This is a genomic window from Salinicola socius, from assembly GCF_001937195.1.
In the GTDB taxonomy this organism is placed as follows: Bacteria; Pseudomonadota; Gammaproteobacteria; order Pseudomonadales; family Halomonadaceae; genus Salinicola; species Salinicola socius.
Window position 1 is genome coordinate 12,965 of the sequence record NZ_MSDO01000010.1, and the last position, 15,761, is coordinate 28,725.

The 15,761-nt window shown below is 64.0% G+C and carries 14 protein-coding genes; 12 read left to right on the forward strand and 2 right to left on the reverse strand.

Annotated features, from left to right (window positions below):
• Window positions 1–21 precede the first annotated feature (21 nt).
• The 7 genes from BTW07_RS08615 to BTW07_RS08645 all read left to right on the forward strand — a co-directional run bounded on the left by BTW07_RS08615 (window position 22) and on the right by BTW07_RS08645 (window position 7,736).
• On the forward strand, window positions 22–714 hold the full coding sequence (locus BTW07_RS08615; protein ID WP_075569773.1) for a response regulator: 693 nt from the start codon (window positions 22–24) through the stop codon (window positions 712–714).
• Complete coding sequence (locus tag BTW07_RS08620) at window positions 711–2,144, forward strand: sensor histidine kinase (RefSeq protein WP_083941694.1); 1,434 nt, start codon at window positions 711–713, stop codon at window positions 2,142–2,144. Before BTW07_RS08615 ends, BTW07_RS08620 begins: the two co-directional genes overlap by 4 nt.
• A complete protein-coding gene (locus tag BTW07_RS08625) occupies window positions 2,141–3,187 on the forward strand; it encodes an ABC transporter substrate-binding protein (RefSeq protein ID WP_075569774.1) in 1,047 nt (348 codons plus the stop codon). The genes BTW07_RS08620 and BTW07_RS08625 overlap by 4 nt, the downstream gene beginning before the upstream one ends.
• 225 nt (window positions 3,188–3,412) lie before the next feature.
• On the forward strand, window positions 3,413–4,714 hold the full coding sequence (gene shiA / locus BTW07_RS08630; protein WP_075569775.1) for a shikimate transporter: 1,302 nt from the start codon (window positions 3,413–3,415) through the stop codon (window positions 4,712–4,714).
• 224 nt (window positions 4,715–4,938) lie between these two features.
• Window positions 4,939–5,175, forward strand: coding sequence for a hypothetical protein (locus BTW07_RS08635; RefSeq protein ID WP_075569776.1), 237 nt, complete (start codon window positions 4,939–4,941; stop codon window positions 5,173–5,175).
• A gap of 2 nt (window positions 5,176–5,177) precedes the next feature.
• Window positions 5,178–6,677 (forward strand): sodium:solute symporter family protein, encoded by a 1,500-nt coding sequence (locus tag BTW07_RS08640; RefSeq protein WP_075569777.1) that lies wholly within the window; start codon window positions 5,178–5,180, stop codon window positions 6,675–6,677.
• A gap of 117 nt (window positions 6,678–6,794) precedes the next feature.
• Entirely contained in the window at window positions 6,795–7,736 is a 942-nt protein-coding gene (locus tag BTW07_RS08645) for an AEC family transporter (protein WP_075569778.1), read from the forward strand.
• Window positions 7,737–7,767: 31 nt separating this feature from the next.
• On the opposite strand, the gene BTW07_RS08650 is transcribed toward BTW07_RS08645, so the two are convergent.
• Window positions 7,768–8,607: a sugar phosphate isomerase/epimerase family protein gene (locus BTW07_RS08650; RefSeq protein WP_075569779.1), complete on the reverse strand. Its 840-nt coding sequence runs from the start codon at window positions 8,605–8,607 to the stop codon at window positions 7,768–7,770.
• 194 nt (window positions 8,608–8,801) lie between these two features.
• Between BTW07_RS08650 and BTW07_RS08660 the strand changes: the two genes are divergently transcribed.
• The 4 genes from BTW07_RS08660 (at window position 8,802) to msrQ (ending at window position 12,979) form a co-directional block, all read left to right on the forward strand.
• Window positions 8,802–9,671 (forward strand): DMT family transporter, encoded by an 870-nt coding sequence (locus BTW07_RS08660; protein WP_075569781.1) that lies wholly within the window; start codon window positions 8,802–8,804, stop codon window positions 9,669–9,671.
• Window positions 9,672–9,746: 75 nt separating this feature from the next.
• A complete protein-coding gene (locus BTW07_RS08665; protein ID WP_075569782.1) occupies window positions 9,747–11,126 on the forward strand; it encodes an SLC13 family permease in 1,380 nt (459 codons plus the stop codon).
• Window positions 11,127–11,321: 195 nt separating this feature from the next.
• Window positions 11,322–12,341, forward strand: a complete 1,020-nt coding sequence (gene msrP, locus BTW07_RS08670; RefSeq protein ID WP_075569783.1) for a protein-methionine-sulfoxide reductase catalytic subunit MsrP — start codon at window positions 11,322–11,324, stop codon at window positions 12,339–12,341.
• The gene (gene msrQ / locus BTW07_RS08675) at window positions 12,341–12,979 is read left to right on the forward strand and encodes a protein-methionine-sulfoxide reductase heme-binding subunit MsrQ (protein WP_075569784.1); all 639 of its coding nucleotides are present in this window, start codon (window positions 12,341–12,343) and stop codon (window positions 12,977–12,979) included. Before msrP ends, msrQ begins: the two co-directional genes overlap by 1 nt.
• A 50-nt stretch (window positions 12,980–13,029) precedes the next feature.
• On the opposite strand, the gene BTW07_RS08680 is transcribed toward msrQ, so the two are convergent.
• Window positions 13,030–14,265 (reverse strand): NAD(P)/FAD-dependent oxidoreductase, encoded by a 1,236-nt coding sequence (locus BTW07_RS08680; protein WP_075569785.1) that lies wholly within the window; start codon window positions 14,263–14,265, stop codon window positions 13,030–13,032.
• Window positions 14,266–14,738: 473 nt separating this feature from the next.
• On the opposite strand from BTW07_RS08680, the gene BTW07_RS08685 reads away from it, so the two are divergent.
• Window positions 14,739–15,725 (forward strand): 2-hydroxyacid dehydrogenase, encoded by a 987-nt coding sequence (locus BTW07_RS08685; RefSeq protein WP_075569786.1) that lies wholly within the window; start codon window positions 14,739–14,741, stop codon window positions 15,723–15,725.
• Window positions 15,726–15,761 lie beyond the last annotated feature (36 nt).

Sequence of the window (15,761 nt, forward strand, 5' to 3'; positions counted from 1 at the left end):
CGATGACGCCGAGACACCGCCATGCACCTGCTCGTGATCGAGGATGACCCGCTGCTGTCGCGCTCGCTGACCCAGGCGATGACCCGCCACGGCTACACCGTCGATGCCCTGTCTCGCGTCGACGATGCCATCCAGGCGCTGCGCCAGGGTCGCTTCGATCTGGTCCTGCTCGATCTCGGCCTGCCGGATGGCAGCGGTCTCGGCGTGCTCGAATGGTTACGTGCCCATGCCGACCCCACGCCGGTGATGATCTTGACGGCGCGGGACGCCCTCGAGGATCGCGTGCGCGGACTGGACCTCGGTGCCGACGACTATCTTGCCAAGCCGTTCTCGATCACCGAACTGGAAGCCCGGGTACGCGCCCTGCTGCGCCGCAGCCAGCAGCGACTCGACAACAGCGTGCGCTTCGGTGCGCTGGTGCTGGATACCCGCTCGGCCAGCGCCTGGTTGAACGACACTTCGCTGGACCTGCCAAGGCGGGAATTCAGCCTGCTGGAAGCGCTGATGCTCAATGCCGGGCGAATCGTTCAGCGCGAGGCGCTGGAAAACCGGCTGTTCGGCTTCGATGCGGTGGGCGCCAACGCCCTGGACGTCTACGTCAGCCGGCTGCGCAAGCGTCTGGCGGGGTCCGGCCTGTCGATCCGCACCCTGCGCGGGCTGGGCTATCGGCTCGAAGCCTCTCGGGAGACGTTCGACGAGGCGCGGCGCGAGTGATTTCACCGCGCACCTCGCTCAAGCGACGCCTGACGCTCTGGCTGATCGTCATTGTCGCCGGTCTCGGCACGCTGTTGCTGATCGAGGCCTACACCAGCGCTCGCAAGGCAGCGGACCGGGCCATGGATGGCCAGCTCGAGGCCGCCAGTCTGACCATTGCCGAGTCGCTGCAGTGGCCGGAAGGGAAGCCGACCCTGGAAATGCCGGCCTCGGCGCTGCAGATCCTCGCCACCCGCTGGCAGGAGCGGGTGTTCTACTGGCTGCAGGCGGATAACGGGGTCTCGATGACACAAAACGCCGATCTGCCCATCACCGACGCGATGCTGGAACAGGCCCGCCATCAGCCGGTCTATCTCGATGCCGTCTACGATGGCCGCCCGATTCGTCTCAGTGGTCGCGAGGTGGATTCCGCCGGCTGGGACACCCAGGAGCCGGTGCAGCTATGGGTGGGTCATACCCGGCGCGGCCGCGACCTGCTGGCGCAGGAGCTGTTTCGCAAGAGTGCCACCCGCTTCGCCGCGATGGTGCTGATCACCGCGGCGCTGGTGGCCATCGCCATGCGCACCATGCTGGCGCCGCTGCGTCGTCTCCGTCAGACGCTGCGTAGCCGGCGCGCCGATGACATCAGCCCGTTGACCCTCGGCGTGCCCCGCGAGATGCAGGAACTGGTCGAAACCCTCAACCGGCTATTCGCCGATCAACGCGATCAGCGCGATGCCCTGCTGCGCTTTATCGCCGATGCCTCGCACCAGCTCAAGACGCCGCTCGCCGGGCTTCAGAGCACCAGTGAGCTGGCGCTGACCAGCCGTGACCCGAACAGCTGGTATCAGGCGCTGAATACCGTCCACGACAGCGCCGAACGCACCAGCCGCCTGGCCGGCCAGATGCTGAGCCTGACCCGACTGCAACATCTGGGCCCCGGGCACCAGCGTGAACCGCTGGCACTGGATCGACTGCTGCGGGAAGTCGCCACCGACTGGGCCGATCGTCAGGACAGCCGCGAGCATGATCTCGGACTGGCCATCGACCTGCCCATACCGATCTGGATCGAAGGGGAACGCTGGGCGCTGCACGAACTGCTCAACAACCTGATCGACAACGCCTGTCGCTACACGCCGCCCGGCAGCGAAATCACGCTGAGGCTCAGCAACGATGAAGATGAGGACCCCAACGGCGCCGCCGAGCGGGTGACGCTGGCCATCGAGGACGATGGCCCCGGCGTCGATACCGAATCACTCGCCCGTCTGACTCAGCCGTTCGAGCGTGGAAGACGCCAGGATACCCGCGGCTCCGGACTCGGCCTGGCCATCGCAGATTCCATCGGGTTACGCCATGGCAGCCGGTTGACGGTCACCAACCGCGAGCCTCGAGGACTCAAGGTTTCTTTGACATTACCGCGCTGTCGGCCACCCGAGGGGAGCGTGACATGAACAGACGCCTTCACGTTGGCCTGGGTTCATGCCTGTGGCTATGGCTCGTTGTCAGCGGCGTTGACATAGCCCAGGCGGACGAAAGGCTGATCATCGAAGCCGCGCTGGATCGTCAGATCGTCGAGCCGGTGCTGGCCGCCTTCGCCATCGAGAATCCGCAGATCGATCTCGACTATCGCGACCGCTCGACGCTGGAGGTCGACCGGCGCGCCCGCTCTCACGATTCGCCGCCGGACGTGGTGATAAGCTCGGCGATGCCGTGGCAACTGGCGCTCAGCAACGAAGGCATGGCCCAGCCCCTCGATGCACCGGAGGTCGATCAGTGGCCGGCGTGGGCGCAATGGCGCAACGAAGTCTTCGGCTTCACTTTCGAACCCGTGGTGATGGCCTATCGCCTCGAACTGGCCTCGCACATGCCGCCACCGGAAACCCATCGCGATCTGCTCGATCTGCTGACGCACTATCGCCAGTGGCTCGACGGCCGCGTGGTGAGCTATTCACCGCGTGACAGCGGGGTCGGCTACGCCCTGCTTCAACAGGACGCCCGCTACACGCCGCGAATGTGGGATCTGATCGCCGCCATGGGCGCCGCCGACGTACAGCTCGAAACCACCACCCAGCGCATGCTCGAAGGGCTCAGCGACGGTCGCTACTGGCTCGGTTACAACCTGCTGGGCTCCTATGCACTGCTCTGGGCCCAGACCCATCCCGACATCATCGTCCAGGTCCCCAACGACTACTCGCTGGTGCTGATGCGTATGGCATTCGTTCATCGCGACGCGCCACACCCGGCGGCGGCCAAGCGCTTCGTCCGCTTTCTGCTGAGCCGCCGCGGCCAGCATATCCTGGCCGGCCAGACCCCACTGTTCAGCGTCCGCGACGACGTGGTCGGCCCCTACACCGCCCAGCGGCTGCGCGATCAGGTCGGCGACCATCTCTACCCGATTCCGATCAATGCCACGCTGCTCGCCTTCGTCGACACCCTGCGCCGGCAGGCGTTCCTGCGCCGCTGGGATCGGGAGATCCAAATCTTGTCGGAATAAGAGCTGTCAAAACAAGAGCTGTCGGAACAAGAGCTGTCGGTGTGAGGGAGGCTGAAACAGGAACTGTTCGAATGAGCCATGTCGAGGTGAGCCCGTTTCGTTGCTCCGTCGATCCCCCCTGTGCCTCCTCTCGCAATGACGTAAGATACGGCGCCGCCAACGTGTCGATGCCTCACCCCGATCGATACGCCTCGATATAAAGACACCGACGACCGAGAGTTCCGGATGAGCGTAGACGCAGCGACCACCACCCCAGCCCACTCGACAAGCCAGGCCCGACGTGCCGCCATCGGCAGCTTCGTGGGTGCCGTGGTCGACTGGTACGATTTCCTGCTCTACGGCATCGTCGCCGCGCTGGTCTTCAATTCGCAGTTCTTTCCCAATGTCAGCCCGGCGGCCGGCACGCTGGCGGCGCTGGCGACCTTCGGCGTCGGCTTTCTGTTTCGCCCGCTGGGCGGGCTGGTCTTCGGTCATTACGGCGATCGGCTGGGTCGCAAGCGCATGCTGATCCTGACGGTCATTCTGATGGGCGGCGCGACGGCGCTGATCGGCCTGCTGCCGACCTACGCCCAGATCGGCGTGTGGGCGCCGATTCTGCTGGTGACGCTGCGCGCGATCCAGGGCTTTGCCGTTGGTGGCGAGTGGGGCGGCGCGGCGTTGATGGCCGTGGAAAGTGCACCCAAAGGCCGACGCGCGTTCTACTCCAGCGGCGTGCAGGTGGGTTACGGCGTGGGCCTGATCCTGGCCACCGGCAGCATTTCGCTGCTCAGCTACTGGCTAAGCGATGCCGACTTCACGGCCTGGGGCTGGCGCCTGCCGTTTCTGTTCAGCGTGGTGCTGGTGCTGGTGGCGCTGAAGATCCGTTCCAGCCTGGAGGAGTCACCGGAGTTCGTCGAAGCGGTCGAACGCAATGACCAGAAGCCGGCCAGGCCACCGATCATCGAGGCGCTCAAACGCCATCCCGGCGCCTTCGGGACCATCATCGCCATGCGTCTGGCCGAACTGTTCACGATGTATATCGTGACCACCTTCGCGCTGAGCTATTCCACCGGCTATCTCGATCTGTCGCGGGACCTGTTTCTGCACATCGGGCTGCTGGTCGGCGCGATTAGCTGCGTCACCATCCCGCTGTTCGCGTTTCTCGCGGACACGCTGGGGCGTCGGCGCGTCTACATCACCGGCGCCATCGTCGGCGTGCTGGCCGCCTTCCCGTTCTTCATGGCACTGCAGGCCGGTTCGATCGTGTGGATCGTGGTGTTCGCCGTGGCGCTCGCCAACCTCGCCCACGACATGGTGGTCAGCGTACAGCAGCCGATCTTCGCCGAACTGTTCGGCACCGCCTACCGTTACAGCGGTGCCGGGGTCGGTTATCAGGTCGCCAGCGTGATCGGCGGCGGCTTCACCCCATTCATCGCCGCCGCCCTGGTCGATCTCTACGACGGCAGCTGGGTACCGGTCGCCATCTACCTCGCTGCTGGCTGCCTGCTCTCCGCCGTGGGCGCCGCCTGGATGCTGAGAAGGCGATAGCGGTACGGCGATCGATCGTCCGTTGCTCGGGCAGCACGGTCTTTTCCAACGGCATTTGCGACCAATGTCGCACATCTTCGCCATAGACGAAGCCCCGCTTTGCCAAACGATAATGGCCATCCGTCGCCACGGCTGGCTATAGTCTCCTCGCTCGCCGCCAGTGGCACTTTTCGGCGTTTTTTGCCGATCTCGCATCGCCATCGCGCACGCCATCGAGGTACTCCATGAAGAAAAACATCAGCGAACCGGTCAAGAAACCGCTGGTCTGGATCGGATTCGTCGTTCTCTTTGCCCTGATCAATCCCTGGTATTTTCCCGCCGGTTCCTGGTCGCCGCTAGTCTTCGGCATCCCCTACTGGGCACTGATCATCCTGACCGCCTCGCTCGCCCTGTCGATCTTCATTACCTGGGTAGTGATGACCCAGTGGGAAACCGGCGCCGACGAAGACGAGGAGCTGTGACGATGGAAGTGGAACTGGCCTTCAGCGGGTGGTCCGGCATCCTGGTATTGATGCTCTACGGCGGCCTGATGCTGGCCGTGGGCGTCTATGCCTTCCTGCGCAACCGTGGTGTTCGCGAGAGTCTCGACGAGTACTATCTGGGCGGGCGCGGCCTCGGCGTCATGGTGCTTTTCTTCACCTTTTTCGCCACCCAATACAGCGGCAACACCGTGGTCGGCTACCCGCCAACGGCCTATCGCCTCGGCTATCAGTATCTGGTCTCGGTGCCGTTCTTCATCATGATCATCATGGTCTATCTGCTGTTCGCGCCCAGGCTCTATGCGTTGGGCCGGCGCTTCAACCTGCTGACGCCGGTGGACTGGATCGATCTTCGCTTCCGCTCGAAGAAGGTCACGATCCTGGCCGCGATCCTGATGCTTTACGGGCTGGGCAACTATCTGCTCGAACAGTTCGTCGCCATCGGTCAGGGCGTCTCCGGCCTGACCGGCGGCACGATCCCCTATCAGGTCGGCGTGGTGTTCTTCATCGTGATCATGGTCGCCTACAGCTGGCTGGGCGGCATGCGTTCGGTGGCTTATACCGACACGATCCAGGGCATCGCCCTGCTGTTCGGCGTGTTCACCCTGCTGATCGGCTCGCTGATCTATCTGGGCGGGCTGCCCACGGCGGCCGAGACGATGATCGCCGAGGCCCCGCAGAAACTCGGCGCGCCGACCGGAGGAAGCCTCACTACCTGGTTCTGCCTGCTGGTGCTGGTCGGCATCGGCGCAGCGATCTATCCGCATGCCTTCCAGCGAATTTTCGCTGCACGTAGCGAAAGGACGCTCAAGCGCTCCTTCATCCGCATGGCCTATATGCCGTTTCTGACTGCCGGTGTGGTGTTCATGGTCGGGATCATCGGCATCTCCGCCTTCCCCGACCTGACCACCGCGGAATCCGAACAGCTGGTCGGCATGATGGCCAACGCTCTCGCCAACCAGAATGCCTTTTTCTACTGGGCGATGGTGCTGCTGTTCGGTGGCGTGATCGCCGCGATCGTATCGACCGCCGATTCGGTGCTGCTGACGTTCTCGTCGATCATCTCCAACGATCTTTACGGACGTTACATCGCGCCGAACGCCGAGGAATCACGCAAGATCCTGATAGGCAAGCTGGTCGGGGTCGCCGCGGTCGTGGTGCTGGTACTGATCGCCTGGTATCCGCCGGGCACGCTCTATCAGATCTTCGTGCTCAAGTTCGAAGTCTTGATCCAGACCGCACCGGCGCTGATCCTCGGTCTCTACTGGAGTCGGCTCAATACGCAGGCGGTGTTCATCGGCATGCTCGCCGGCACCGTGCTCGCCGCCGCCTTCACCTTCGCTGGTTTGCGCCCGCTGGGCGTCTACAGCGGCCTGTGGGGGTTATTGCTGAATCTGGTGCTGTGCGTCGGTGGAAGCCTGGTCAGTCAGGTAACGGAAGCGCATCGACAGCGGGCGGTCGAGGTCATTGGCTGGCAGCGATGAGCGAGGAGGTCTGCTGATCGCGGATGGCGGGCACCGTTCGAGTGAATCCACTTGCCGGTGACCCGTCCCGGGCTCATGCTATTAGGCATAAGTCTAATTCGCAGTGATCAGAGTTTCGTGAATACCATCTTCGGCGCCATCATTCCCATCTTCATCCTGCTGGGCATCGGCTACCTGGCCGTGCTCAAACGTGTCGTCGACAAGGCCCATATCCAGGGCATGGGCCGATACGTGATCAATATCGCCCTCCCCGCGCTGGTCGTCCAGGCGCTGCTGGAACGTCCGCTGGACGATGTCTTCAACGTCTCTTATCTGCTGACCTACGGTCTCGGATCGGGCCTGGCCTTCGCCGCGATGTACCTATGGATGACTTGGCGCAGCGATCTGCCGCTGGAACGCCGGGCGATGTACGCGCTCGGCACTTCGGCCTCCAACAGCGGCTTCATCGGCTATCCGGTGGCGGTGCTGGTGATCGGCCCCACGGCGAGCATCGCCATGGCGCTCAACATGCTGATCGAGAATCTGCTGGTGATCCCCACAGCGCTGGTCCTGGCGGAGTTCGCGCGCCAGCCCGACAACGGCTTCTGGGCCACGCTCAAGCCAGTGGCACTGCGCATCCTGCGTCACCCGCTGATCATCGCCATCGCCGTGGGGACGCTGCTGGCCGCGCTGGAACTGCATCCACCGGAACCCATCGCCCGGGTGCTGCAGATGCTGGCGGCATCGTCGTCGCCGGTGGCGCTGTTCGTGATCGGCGGGACGCTGTGTGGCCTGCGAGTGAGAGGCATGGTCGGAGAGGTCGCGCAGATCGCGCTGGCCAAGCTGCTGCTGCATCCGCTCTGCGTACTGCTGATGATCCTGCTGATCCCCGGCCTTTCGCCGGCATTCGCGACCGCAGCCATCATTTTTGCCTGCGCGCCGATGCTGAGCATGTACCCGCTGCTCGGCCAGCGTTACGGCTTCGCCGAGCTCGGCACCGCTGCGCTGGTGATGGCGACGGTGCTCTCCGCGGTAACGCTGGCGCTGGGGATCTGGCTGAGCCATCTGTGGTTGATGTAGAACGCGCCAGACTCTTTATTTTTCCATTCTTTTATTTTTCCATTCTTCTATCTTTCGATGCCAGCAGCGACTCCAGGGCGTGCTTGCCCTGAAGTGCGGCCATTCCCGTCGGCATGACCGAGAGCGAGTCGCTGAAAATCTCAAGCGACAGTGGCCCGGCGTAACCGGTTCGGTTCAGTGCCGCCAGAAAGCGCTCGAGAGGTAGCTCACCGTCGCCGGGAAACGCCCGCCGGTGGCGGCTCAGCGACTGCAGATCCTGCCCCCGCGGCCAGGGCGAGTCGGCGAGCTGCACCAGACCGATGCTGTCACCGGGAATCGTGGCGAGGGTGTCCAGCTCCAGCTCCCGAGCCAGGACATGATAGCTGTCCAGCACGAGGGAGAGCGCCGTATGATCCACCTGCCGGACGATCTCCCAGGCGTCGCGGTAGTCGAAGACATGACGCCCCCACGCCAGCGCCTCGTAACCCACTCGCATCTCCCGCTCGGCGGCCAGCATTGCCAGATCGTTCAGGGTCTCGGCGGCGCGTAAAGGATCGCTAGAGGCGTCCTCCCGAGTGTTGCTGCAGGCCAGCAGGAAGTCACCGCCGAGATCGGCCAGCGCATCGAATTGACGGTTGGCGTCGTCGAGCATCTTCCGATGCAGAGCGGGCGGTAGCGCCTCGGCGTCCCGAAACGGTTGTAGCGCCACCACGGTCAGGCCAAGCTCGCGGCAACGATCGCCCACGGCTCGCGGCGACAAGCCACTCGACTGCAGGTCGTCGACGAATATCTCCACGCCCTCGAATCCGGCTCGTGCGATCGCCTCCAGCCTGTTCCTCATCTCGCCACTCAGGCAGAGCGTCGCCATCGAAATCTTCGTCACCGGTTTCACCCCCGTTCCTCCCGACCAATGTGCGCCATCGCACTGTTTGCCCAAATCTTTAGCCTAGAAGAAAACGATCACGAGGCCATGCATTCGATACCTCGATACATCATCTACGCTGACCGCATGGTCGTCGATCGGATCCGCGCGGGCCTGGAGCGACAACGACAGATACCGACCTTGGCCAGGGAGGCCGATGCTTTATGTCAGGATCACTGAAGGGAACGCTCTTTATCACGTTGGCAGCGATGTTCTGGGGGATATCCGGCGGCCTGGCGAGCCTGCTGATGCAACAGGGCTGGGACCCTTACCTGATATCGTTCTATCGCGGCGCGATCGGCCTTGCCTGCATGCTGGCCTGGTTCGTCGTCCATCCCTTGCGCAACCTGCGTTTCGACTGGCGACTCGCCGCCTGGTCGGTCGTCGCGGGTTTAGGCGTGGCAGGCAACTTCACCTTCTATTTTCTGAGCATTTCGAACGCCAATGTGGCGATTGCCGCCACCTTGATGTATACCGCACCGCTGTTCGTTTTTCTGGTGTCGTTCGCCTGCGGCCTGGAGAAGCCGACACTGGGCAAATGGGCCTCGATCGCCGCAGTGATGGTCGGTATCGTGCTGTTGACCGATATCCTGCGCAGCGGCACGGGCCAGGTCTCGGTCTGGGGAATCGCCTGCGGCCTGCTGTCTGGGCTGTCCTATGCACTTTTCATCTTCGGCTTTCGCTACGCCAGGGCACAGGGGCCGGCACAGGCCGTGCTGTCGATCGCTTTCCTGGTCCTGACGCTACTGTTGCTGGCGTTCGTCGACTTCGAACAGATGCAGAAAGTGCCATTCACCGACGATGCCTACGGTTTCCTGTTGCTGGGGTTGTTCGGCGCGGGTATCTCCTTTTACCTCTACTTGCCCGGGCTGAGGCGAACTTCGCCCTCGGCGGCTTCGATGGTCGCCATGGTGGAGCCTGTCACGGCATCGCTGTTCGGCTTCGTCGTGCTGGGGCAGACGCTCGCTCCGCTGCAGCTGGCGGGCATGGCGATCATTCTGATTACCATTACCTTATTGAGCCTGCAGCGCTGACGCCGAAAGAGATGGACCAGCGGTCGGATCACGCGCTGGTATACTGCCGCCTCGCTCGTCCTTGGATTCGTCGCGATGTCCTCTTCGGTTGCCGTTCTTCCCTGGCGTTTGGGGGTTTCATTGCTGGCCTTGCTGGGCGCGCTCGGCTGGCTGTTGCTGGGTAGCGCTGACGGCTCGGTGCTGCAGGCCGGTATCGTGGTGGTCCTGTGCATCGGCCTGTGGGCCACCGGTTGGCTGCCGCAATGGCTGACCGCACTGATCTTCTTCACCCTGTGTACCGTGGCCAAGGTCGCGCCGGCGTCGACGGCGTTCGCCGGGTTCGAATCGGCGGCGACCTGGCTGGTGTTCTCGGGCATGGTGATCGGCGCCGCGATCAATTACACCGGCCTGGGCGAGCGCGTTGCCGCCAGAGTCGGGCCTCATCTCGCGTCAGGTTATCCACAAGCGGTCGTCGGCGTGGGCCTGCTGGGATTGATCGCCTCGTTCTTCATGCCGTCGGCGATGGGCCGGATCGTGCTGCTGGTGCCGATCCTGCTGACGCTGGCCGATCGGTTCGGCTACGCCGAAGACGATCCCGGGCGTACCGGCGTGCTGCTCAGCGGCATCATGTCGAGCTTTTTGCCCACTTTCACGATCCTGCCGGCCAACGTGCCCAACAACGTATTGATGGGCGCCAGCGAAGCAGTGCTCGGCTTCTCGCCCAGCTATGGCGAATATCTGCTGTTGCACTTTCCGATCCTGGGACTGCTCAAGTGGCTGCTGATCATGGGATTGATCCTGTGGCAGTTCCGCGCTGCCGCGCCATCGCCGTTCTCGACGGAGCCGCCCTCGAAGCTTGGCCGCGGTGGCGCCATGATGGGGGCACTGCTGGCCTTCGCCGTGTTGATGTGGATGACCGATGCCTGGCACGGCATTTCGCCGGCCTGGATCGGCATGGTGGTGGCGCTGGCTTGCCTGTTCCCCGGCAGCGGCCTGCTGCCGGCCCGGCCACTGCAGCAGATTAATCTCGAGCCGTTCATCTACGTGGCCGGCATCGTCAGCCTGGGCGCCCTGGCGCATCAGAGCGGATTGGGCGAGGCGATCGCCGGCCGGCTGCTCGCGGTGCTGCCACTATCGCCGGATGCGACCGTCGGCAACTTCGCCTGGCTCTCGGTGATCGCCACGGTGCTGGGCATGCTGGTCACGCTGCCTGGCGTCCCTGCCGTGATGACGCCGCTGGCGCCGCAGCTGGCCGATGTCACCGGATGGTCACCCTCCGCGGTGGTGATGTCCCAGGTCATTGGCTTCTCGACCGTGGTGTTTCCCTATCAGTCCCCGCCGCTGATCATTGGCCTGCTTACCTCGGGGGTGAGCATCCGCCAGGCCATGCGGATCACGTTGCCGCTGGCGCTGATCACCATCGTGCTGCTGTGGCCGTTGGACTTCGTCTGGTGGCGATGGCTGGGGATCATCTGAGCGCGACCCGAATTTTTTGACATGGGCGAGGGAATAGATCACCTAGACTGAGCGTCATACGAGGCTTGCCCCACGAGAATCCGCACAAGCGGCCTGGACAGCAAGCCTCGGCGCGCGCCGAATGGCCAAGGCGCATCCAGCCGCGCGCTGCCAGCGTATTCACGACATGCCACTATGGGCGGTTGGAGACTCATCATGTTGATCAAGATTGCCAAACCCAGCGATCTGCGCGAATCGGACGTCACCCCGGAGTCGGTCTATCTCTCGCGCCGTCGCTTCATGGGCGGCCTGGCGGGCGTCGGAGCCGGGCTGGCGCTGGCCGGGCGAGCCCAGGCCGCCGCATCCGACTATCAGGACGTACCGGCTGGCAGCCCGCCGGCCTGGTTCGTCTCCAAACTGGAAAACGCCGAGTGGGATAGCGTGGTACCCGCCGATCGCCAGCTGGACAAGCTGACGCCTTTCGAAGACGCCACTCACTACAACAACTTCTACGAATTCGGCACCGGCAAGGGCGATCCCGCGCGCAACGCCGACTCACTCGAGACCCAGCCGTGGAGTGTGGTGATCGACGGCGAGGTCGCGAATGGCGGGCGCTTCGACCTCGAGGACATCGCCAAACCGTCGCGCCTGCAGGAGCGTATCTACCGGCTGCGCTGCGTCGAGGCGTGGTCGATGGTGATTCCGTGGCTGGGGATCCCGCTGGGGGATGTGATCAAGCGCGCCGAGCCCACGTCGAAGGCCAAATACGTCAAGTTCGAGACGCTGGTGGCGCCGGACCAGATGCCGGGGCAGGACTCGTCGTTTGCGCTAATCGACTGGCCCTACACCGAAGGCCTGCGCATGGACGAGGCGATGCACCCGCTGGCGATTCTCGGGCTCGGCATGTACGGCCGCGAGCTGCCCAACCAGAACGGGGCGCCCTTCCGCCTGATCGTGCCGTGGAAGTACGGCTTCAAGAGCATCAAGTCGATCGTGCGCATCTCGCTGGTCGAGGAGCAGCCAGTGAACTCCTGGCAGGCGATCGCCCCGGACGAGTACGGCTTCTATGCCAACGTCAATCCCGAGGTCGACCATCCGCGCTGGAGCCAGGCTACCGAACGCCGGCTGCCCAACAGCCTGTTCAACCCCAACATCATCGACACGCGAATGTTCAACGGCTATGCCGACGAGGTCGCGAGCCTCTATCAGGGCATGGACCTGAGGAAGAACTTCTGATGTCGATGCCACGCCACACGCTGACGCTCTGGCGCATCGCGGTGTTCATCGCCGCGCTGGTGCCGCTGGCCTACTGGAGTTCTCAGGTCGCGATCAACGCCGCCGGCCCGGAGCCCGGACGCTATCTGCTGCTCAATATCGGCCAGGGCATTCTGTGGATGCTGCTGCTGACGCTCAGCCTGACCCCGCTGACCAAGCTGACGCGCTGGAAAGGCTTCACCCTGATCCGGCGCCAGCTCGGCCTGTGGACGCTGGCCTATGCGTTGCTGCACCTGTTCTGCTATGCCGTCTTCATTCTCGGGCTGGATCTGTCGCGGCTCGGCAGCGAGATCGTTCGTCGCCCCTACATCATCGTCGGCATGCTGGCGCTCACCGGACTGATCGTGATGGGCGTGACCTCCAACAAATGGTCGATGCGCAAACTCGGCAAGCGCTGGAAGCCGCTGCACAAGATCGTCTATCTGGTGCTCGGGCTGGGGCTGCTGCACTTTCTGTGGGTGGTCCGTGCCGACCTGGAGCAGTGGAGTCTCTACGCCGCCGTCGGTGCCCTGCTGATGATCCTGCGTATTCCGCCCATCGCTCGACAGCTGCCGAAGTTCCGCCAGCTGATCAAGCGCCCCGGCCGGGCCCACGCGTGACGCCCGTATCGAACCTTGCTGTGATTGGCGATAGAAGTCGCGGCTGGCGATCAAAACCGCGTCGCGGCATACGGCGCGGGATCGATATAGGGCCTCTCGCCACAGATCATTTCCGCCAGCAATCGGCCGGAAGCCGGGCCTAGGGTAAAGCCCTGATGCGCGTGCCCGAAATGGAACCACAGGCCCGGATGTTTCGGTGCCGGTCCGATGATCGGCTTCATGTCGCTGGTGCAGGGTCGCGCGCCAAGCCACGGGGAGGTTTCGACCGCCTCTCCGAGATCGAGAATCTGACGCGCCGCCACTTCGGCCCTGCCCGATTGCAGCGGCGTGGCGCGGGCGTCGAGACGCGCGAATTCGGCGCCGGTGGTAATCCGCAGGCCCCGGTTCATCGGTGCCAGCATGATGCCGTTTTCGGCATCCAGCATCGCCATGCTGAGCGGCTGCTTCATGGCGTAGTGTCGATGATAGCCACGCTTGACGAACAGCGGCAGACGATAGCCCAGTCGCCGCGTCAGTGTGTCCGACCAGGGCCCGAGCGCGATCACAGCCTGTTCGGCGTCGATGACTCCTTCACGAGTGATGACGCGCCAGCCATTGGCCTGCCGTGACAGCGTCGTGGCGTCGGCGCTGGCGAAATGGCCACCCTGCCGGCGAAAGAGTTCGGCGTAACCGGCAACCAGCGCGCCGGGATCGCGCACCGACCAGGGCTGGGTCCAATGCACCGCCCCGGCCATCGGATGGTTGAGGCCGGGTTCGAGCCGGCCGAGTTCGGCGCCGTCGACGACCGCATGCTCGACGCCGTACTCCTGCTCGAGACGCTCGGCGTAGGCCAGGCCCTGCGCCATGGCCGCCGGAGTGCGAAATGCCGTACGCCAGCCGGTCCGGCGCACCAGCACCTCGGTATCGGACTCCCGGATCAGACTCTCGTGTTCGATCAGGCAATGTTCGATCAGCCGGCTGTACTCACGTGCGACCCTGGCATAGCGAGACGGCGACGACCACCACCAGTACTGTGCCAGCGGCGATGCCAGCGTCGGCAGCGCCAGCGGGTGGTAGTTGACGTCGATGCCGCCCTTGCGCATGACCTTGAAGATCATGCGGCTATCATGAGGAAACGGGTAGGGCTCGACGGCCTCGCGCTGGATCAGCCCGGCGTTGCCGAAGGAAGTCTCCTCGCCCGGCGCCCGCCGGTCGATCAGTGCCACCTGCCTGCCCCGCCGCTGCAACTGCAACGCCGTCGACACGCCGATCATGCCGGCACCCAGCACCACTACGTCCGCTTGCATCGTCACGCCTCGCGTCATCACGAATATACCGTCCACATTACAAGGTTCCGCCAACGGCGCCACCCCAGGGCGGCAGCCATCGCTTCGAGTTTCACTCGCCCAGGCGTTCGTCGGACCAGTCACGCGATGACATTCCCGGCCACTCGCGCGCTCACTGATCTAAGCTCTGTCTGAAAAATCGGCGAGCGATGGCAAGACCGGGGCGCGTAGCTAAGGCAAAAATTGACGAAAAAAGGACCGGGCTGGCGCTCCAGTTTACGAGGTGTAAATGAGCATTTTGATCGGGCTGGCGCACCAGTCAATTTTTAACGCCGGTTGGGCGAGCGCAGGCATTTTTCAGACAGAGCGTAGACTTTCGTCGAAGCACCGCCGCTTAGGGCAGGGTTTGTCGGTTAAGCTCGTGCGTCCCTCGTTTCGTCGGCGATGCCGTTATCGCCCGCGAATCCTCCGACCTTTCAGATGGAGAGTCCTTCATGAGCAAGCGCATCCTGGCGTACCGTCGCCTCAACGATCAGCAGCTCGATCAGCTACGTGACCGCTTCCACGTCGATTATTTCGACAAGCTGGGGTCACCCGACGATCCGGCGTTTCGCGATGCGCTGGGCGAAGCTCACGGCCTGATCGGCGCAGGCGTCAACATGACCCCGGAACTGCTCGATGCCGCCCCCAAGCTGGAAGCGATCGCCACCATTTCGGTGGGCGTCGACAACTATCCGGTCGATGAACTGACGAAGCGCGGCATTCTGCTCTGCAACACCCCGGACGTGCTCACCGAAACTACCGCCGATACCGGCTTCTCGCTGATCATGGCGAGTGCCCGGCGGGTGGTGGAGCTGGCCGAGTACGTCAAGCGCGGCGACTGGAAGGCGAGCATCGGACCGGCCCAGTTCGGCAGCGACGTGCACGGCAAGACGCTGGGCATGGTCGGGTTCGGGCGTATCGGTCAGGCCGTGGCGCGTCGCGGTGCGCTCGGCTTCGGCATGAAGATCCTCTACGCCAAGGCCTCGCCCAAGCCGGCGCTCGACGCGGAACTGGGCGCCCGCCACTGCGAACTGGACGAACTGCTGCAGCAGTCCGACTTCGTCTGCGCCATCGTCCCGCTGACCCCGGAGACCCGCCAGCTGATCGGCGCCCGCGAATTCGAGCTGATGAAGGAGAGCGCCATCTTCATCAACATCTCCCGCGGGCAGGTGGTCGACGAACAGGCCATGATCAAGGCCCTCGAGAGCGGCCAGATCCGCGGCGCCGGCCTCGATGTGTTCGAGCAGGAACCGCTGCAGGCCGAATCGCCACTACCGAAGATGCCCAACGTAGTGGCGCTGCCGCATATCGGCTCCGCCACCCATGAAACCCGCACGGCCATGGCGCAGCGTGCCGTGGACAACATCATGCTCGCGCTCGACGGCAAGCGCCCACTCAGCCCGTTCAACGAACAAGCCTGGGCCGGACGCTTCGCCTGACCCTCCTCCCGGGATCGCGATCGGCCTGCCGATCGC

Bases quoted from the DNA above. Each gene is read 5' to 3' on its own strand.
- BTW07_RS08615 (WP_075569773.1), top strand. From the start codon at position 22: ATGCACCTGCTCGTGATCGAGGATGACCCGCTGCTGTCGCGCTCGCTG.
- BTW07_RS08625 (WP_075569774.1), top strand. From the start codon at position 2,141: ATGAACAGACGCCTTCACGTTGGCCTGGGTTCATGCCTGTGGCTATGG.
- shiA (WP_075569775.1), top strand. From the start codon at position 3,413: ATGAGCGTAGACGCAGCGACCACCACCCCAGCCCACTCGACAAGCCAG.
- BTW07_RS08635 (WP_075569776.1), top strand. From the start codon at position 4,939: ATGAAGAAAAACATCAGCGAACCGGTCAAGAAACCGCTGGTCTGGATC.
- BTW07_RS08640 (WP_075569777.1), top strand. From the start codon at position 5,178: ATGGAAGTGGAACTGGCCTTCAGCGGGTGGTCCGGCATCCTGGTATTG.
- BTW07_RS08660 (WP_075569781.1), top strand. From the start codon at position 8,802: ATGTCAGGATCACTGAAGGGAACGCTCTTTATCACGTTGGCAGCGATG.
- BTW07_RS08665 (WP_075569782.1), top strand. From the start codon at position 9,747: ATGTCCTCTTCGGTTGCCGTTCTTCCCTGGCGTTTGGGGGTTTCATTG.
- msrP (WP_075569783.1), top strand. From the start codon at position 11,322: ATGTTGATCAAGATTGCCAAACCCAGCGATCTGCGCGAATCGGACGTC.
- msrQ (WP_075569784.1), top strand. From the start codon at position 12,341: ATGTCGATGCCACGCCACACGCTGACGCTCTGGCGCATCGCGGTGTTC.
- BTW07_RS08680 (WP_075569785.1), bottom strand. From the start codon at position 14,265: ATGCAAGCGGACGTAGTGGTGCTGGGTGCCGGCATGATCGGCGTGTCG.
- BTW07_RS08685 (WP_075569786.1), top strand. From the start codon at position 14,739: ATGAGCAAGCGCATCCTGGCGTACCGTCGCCTCAACGATCAGCAGCTC.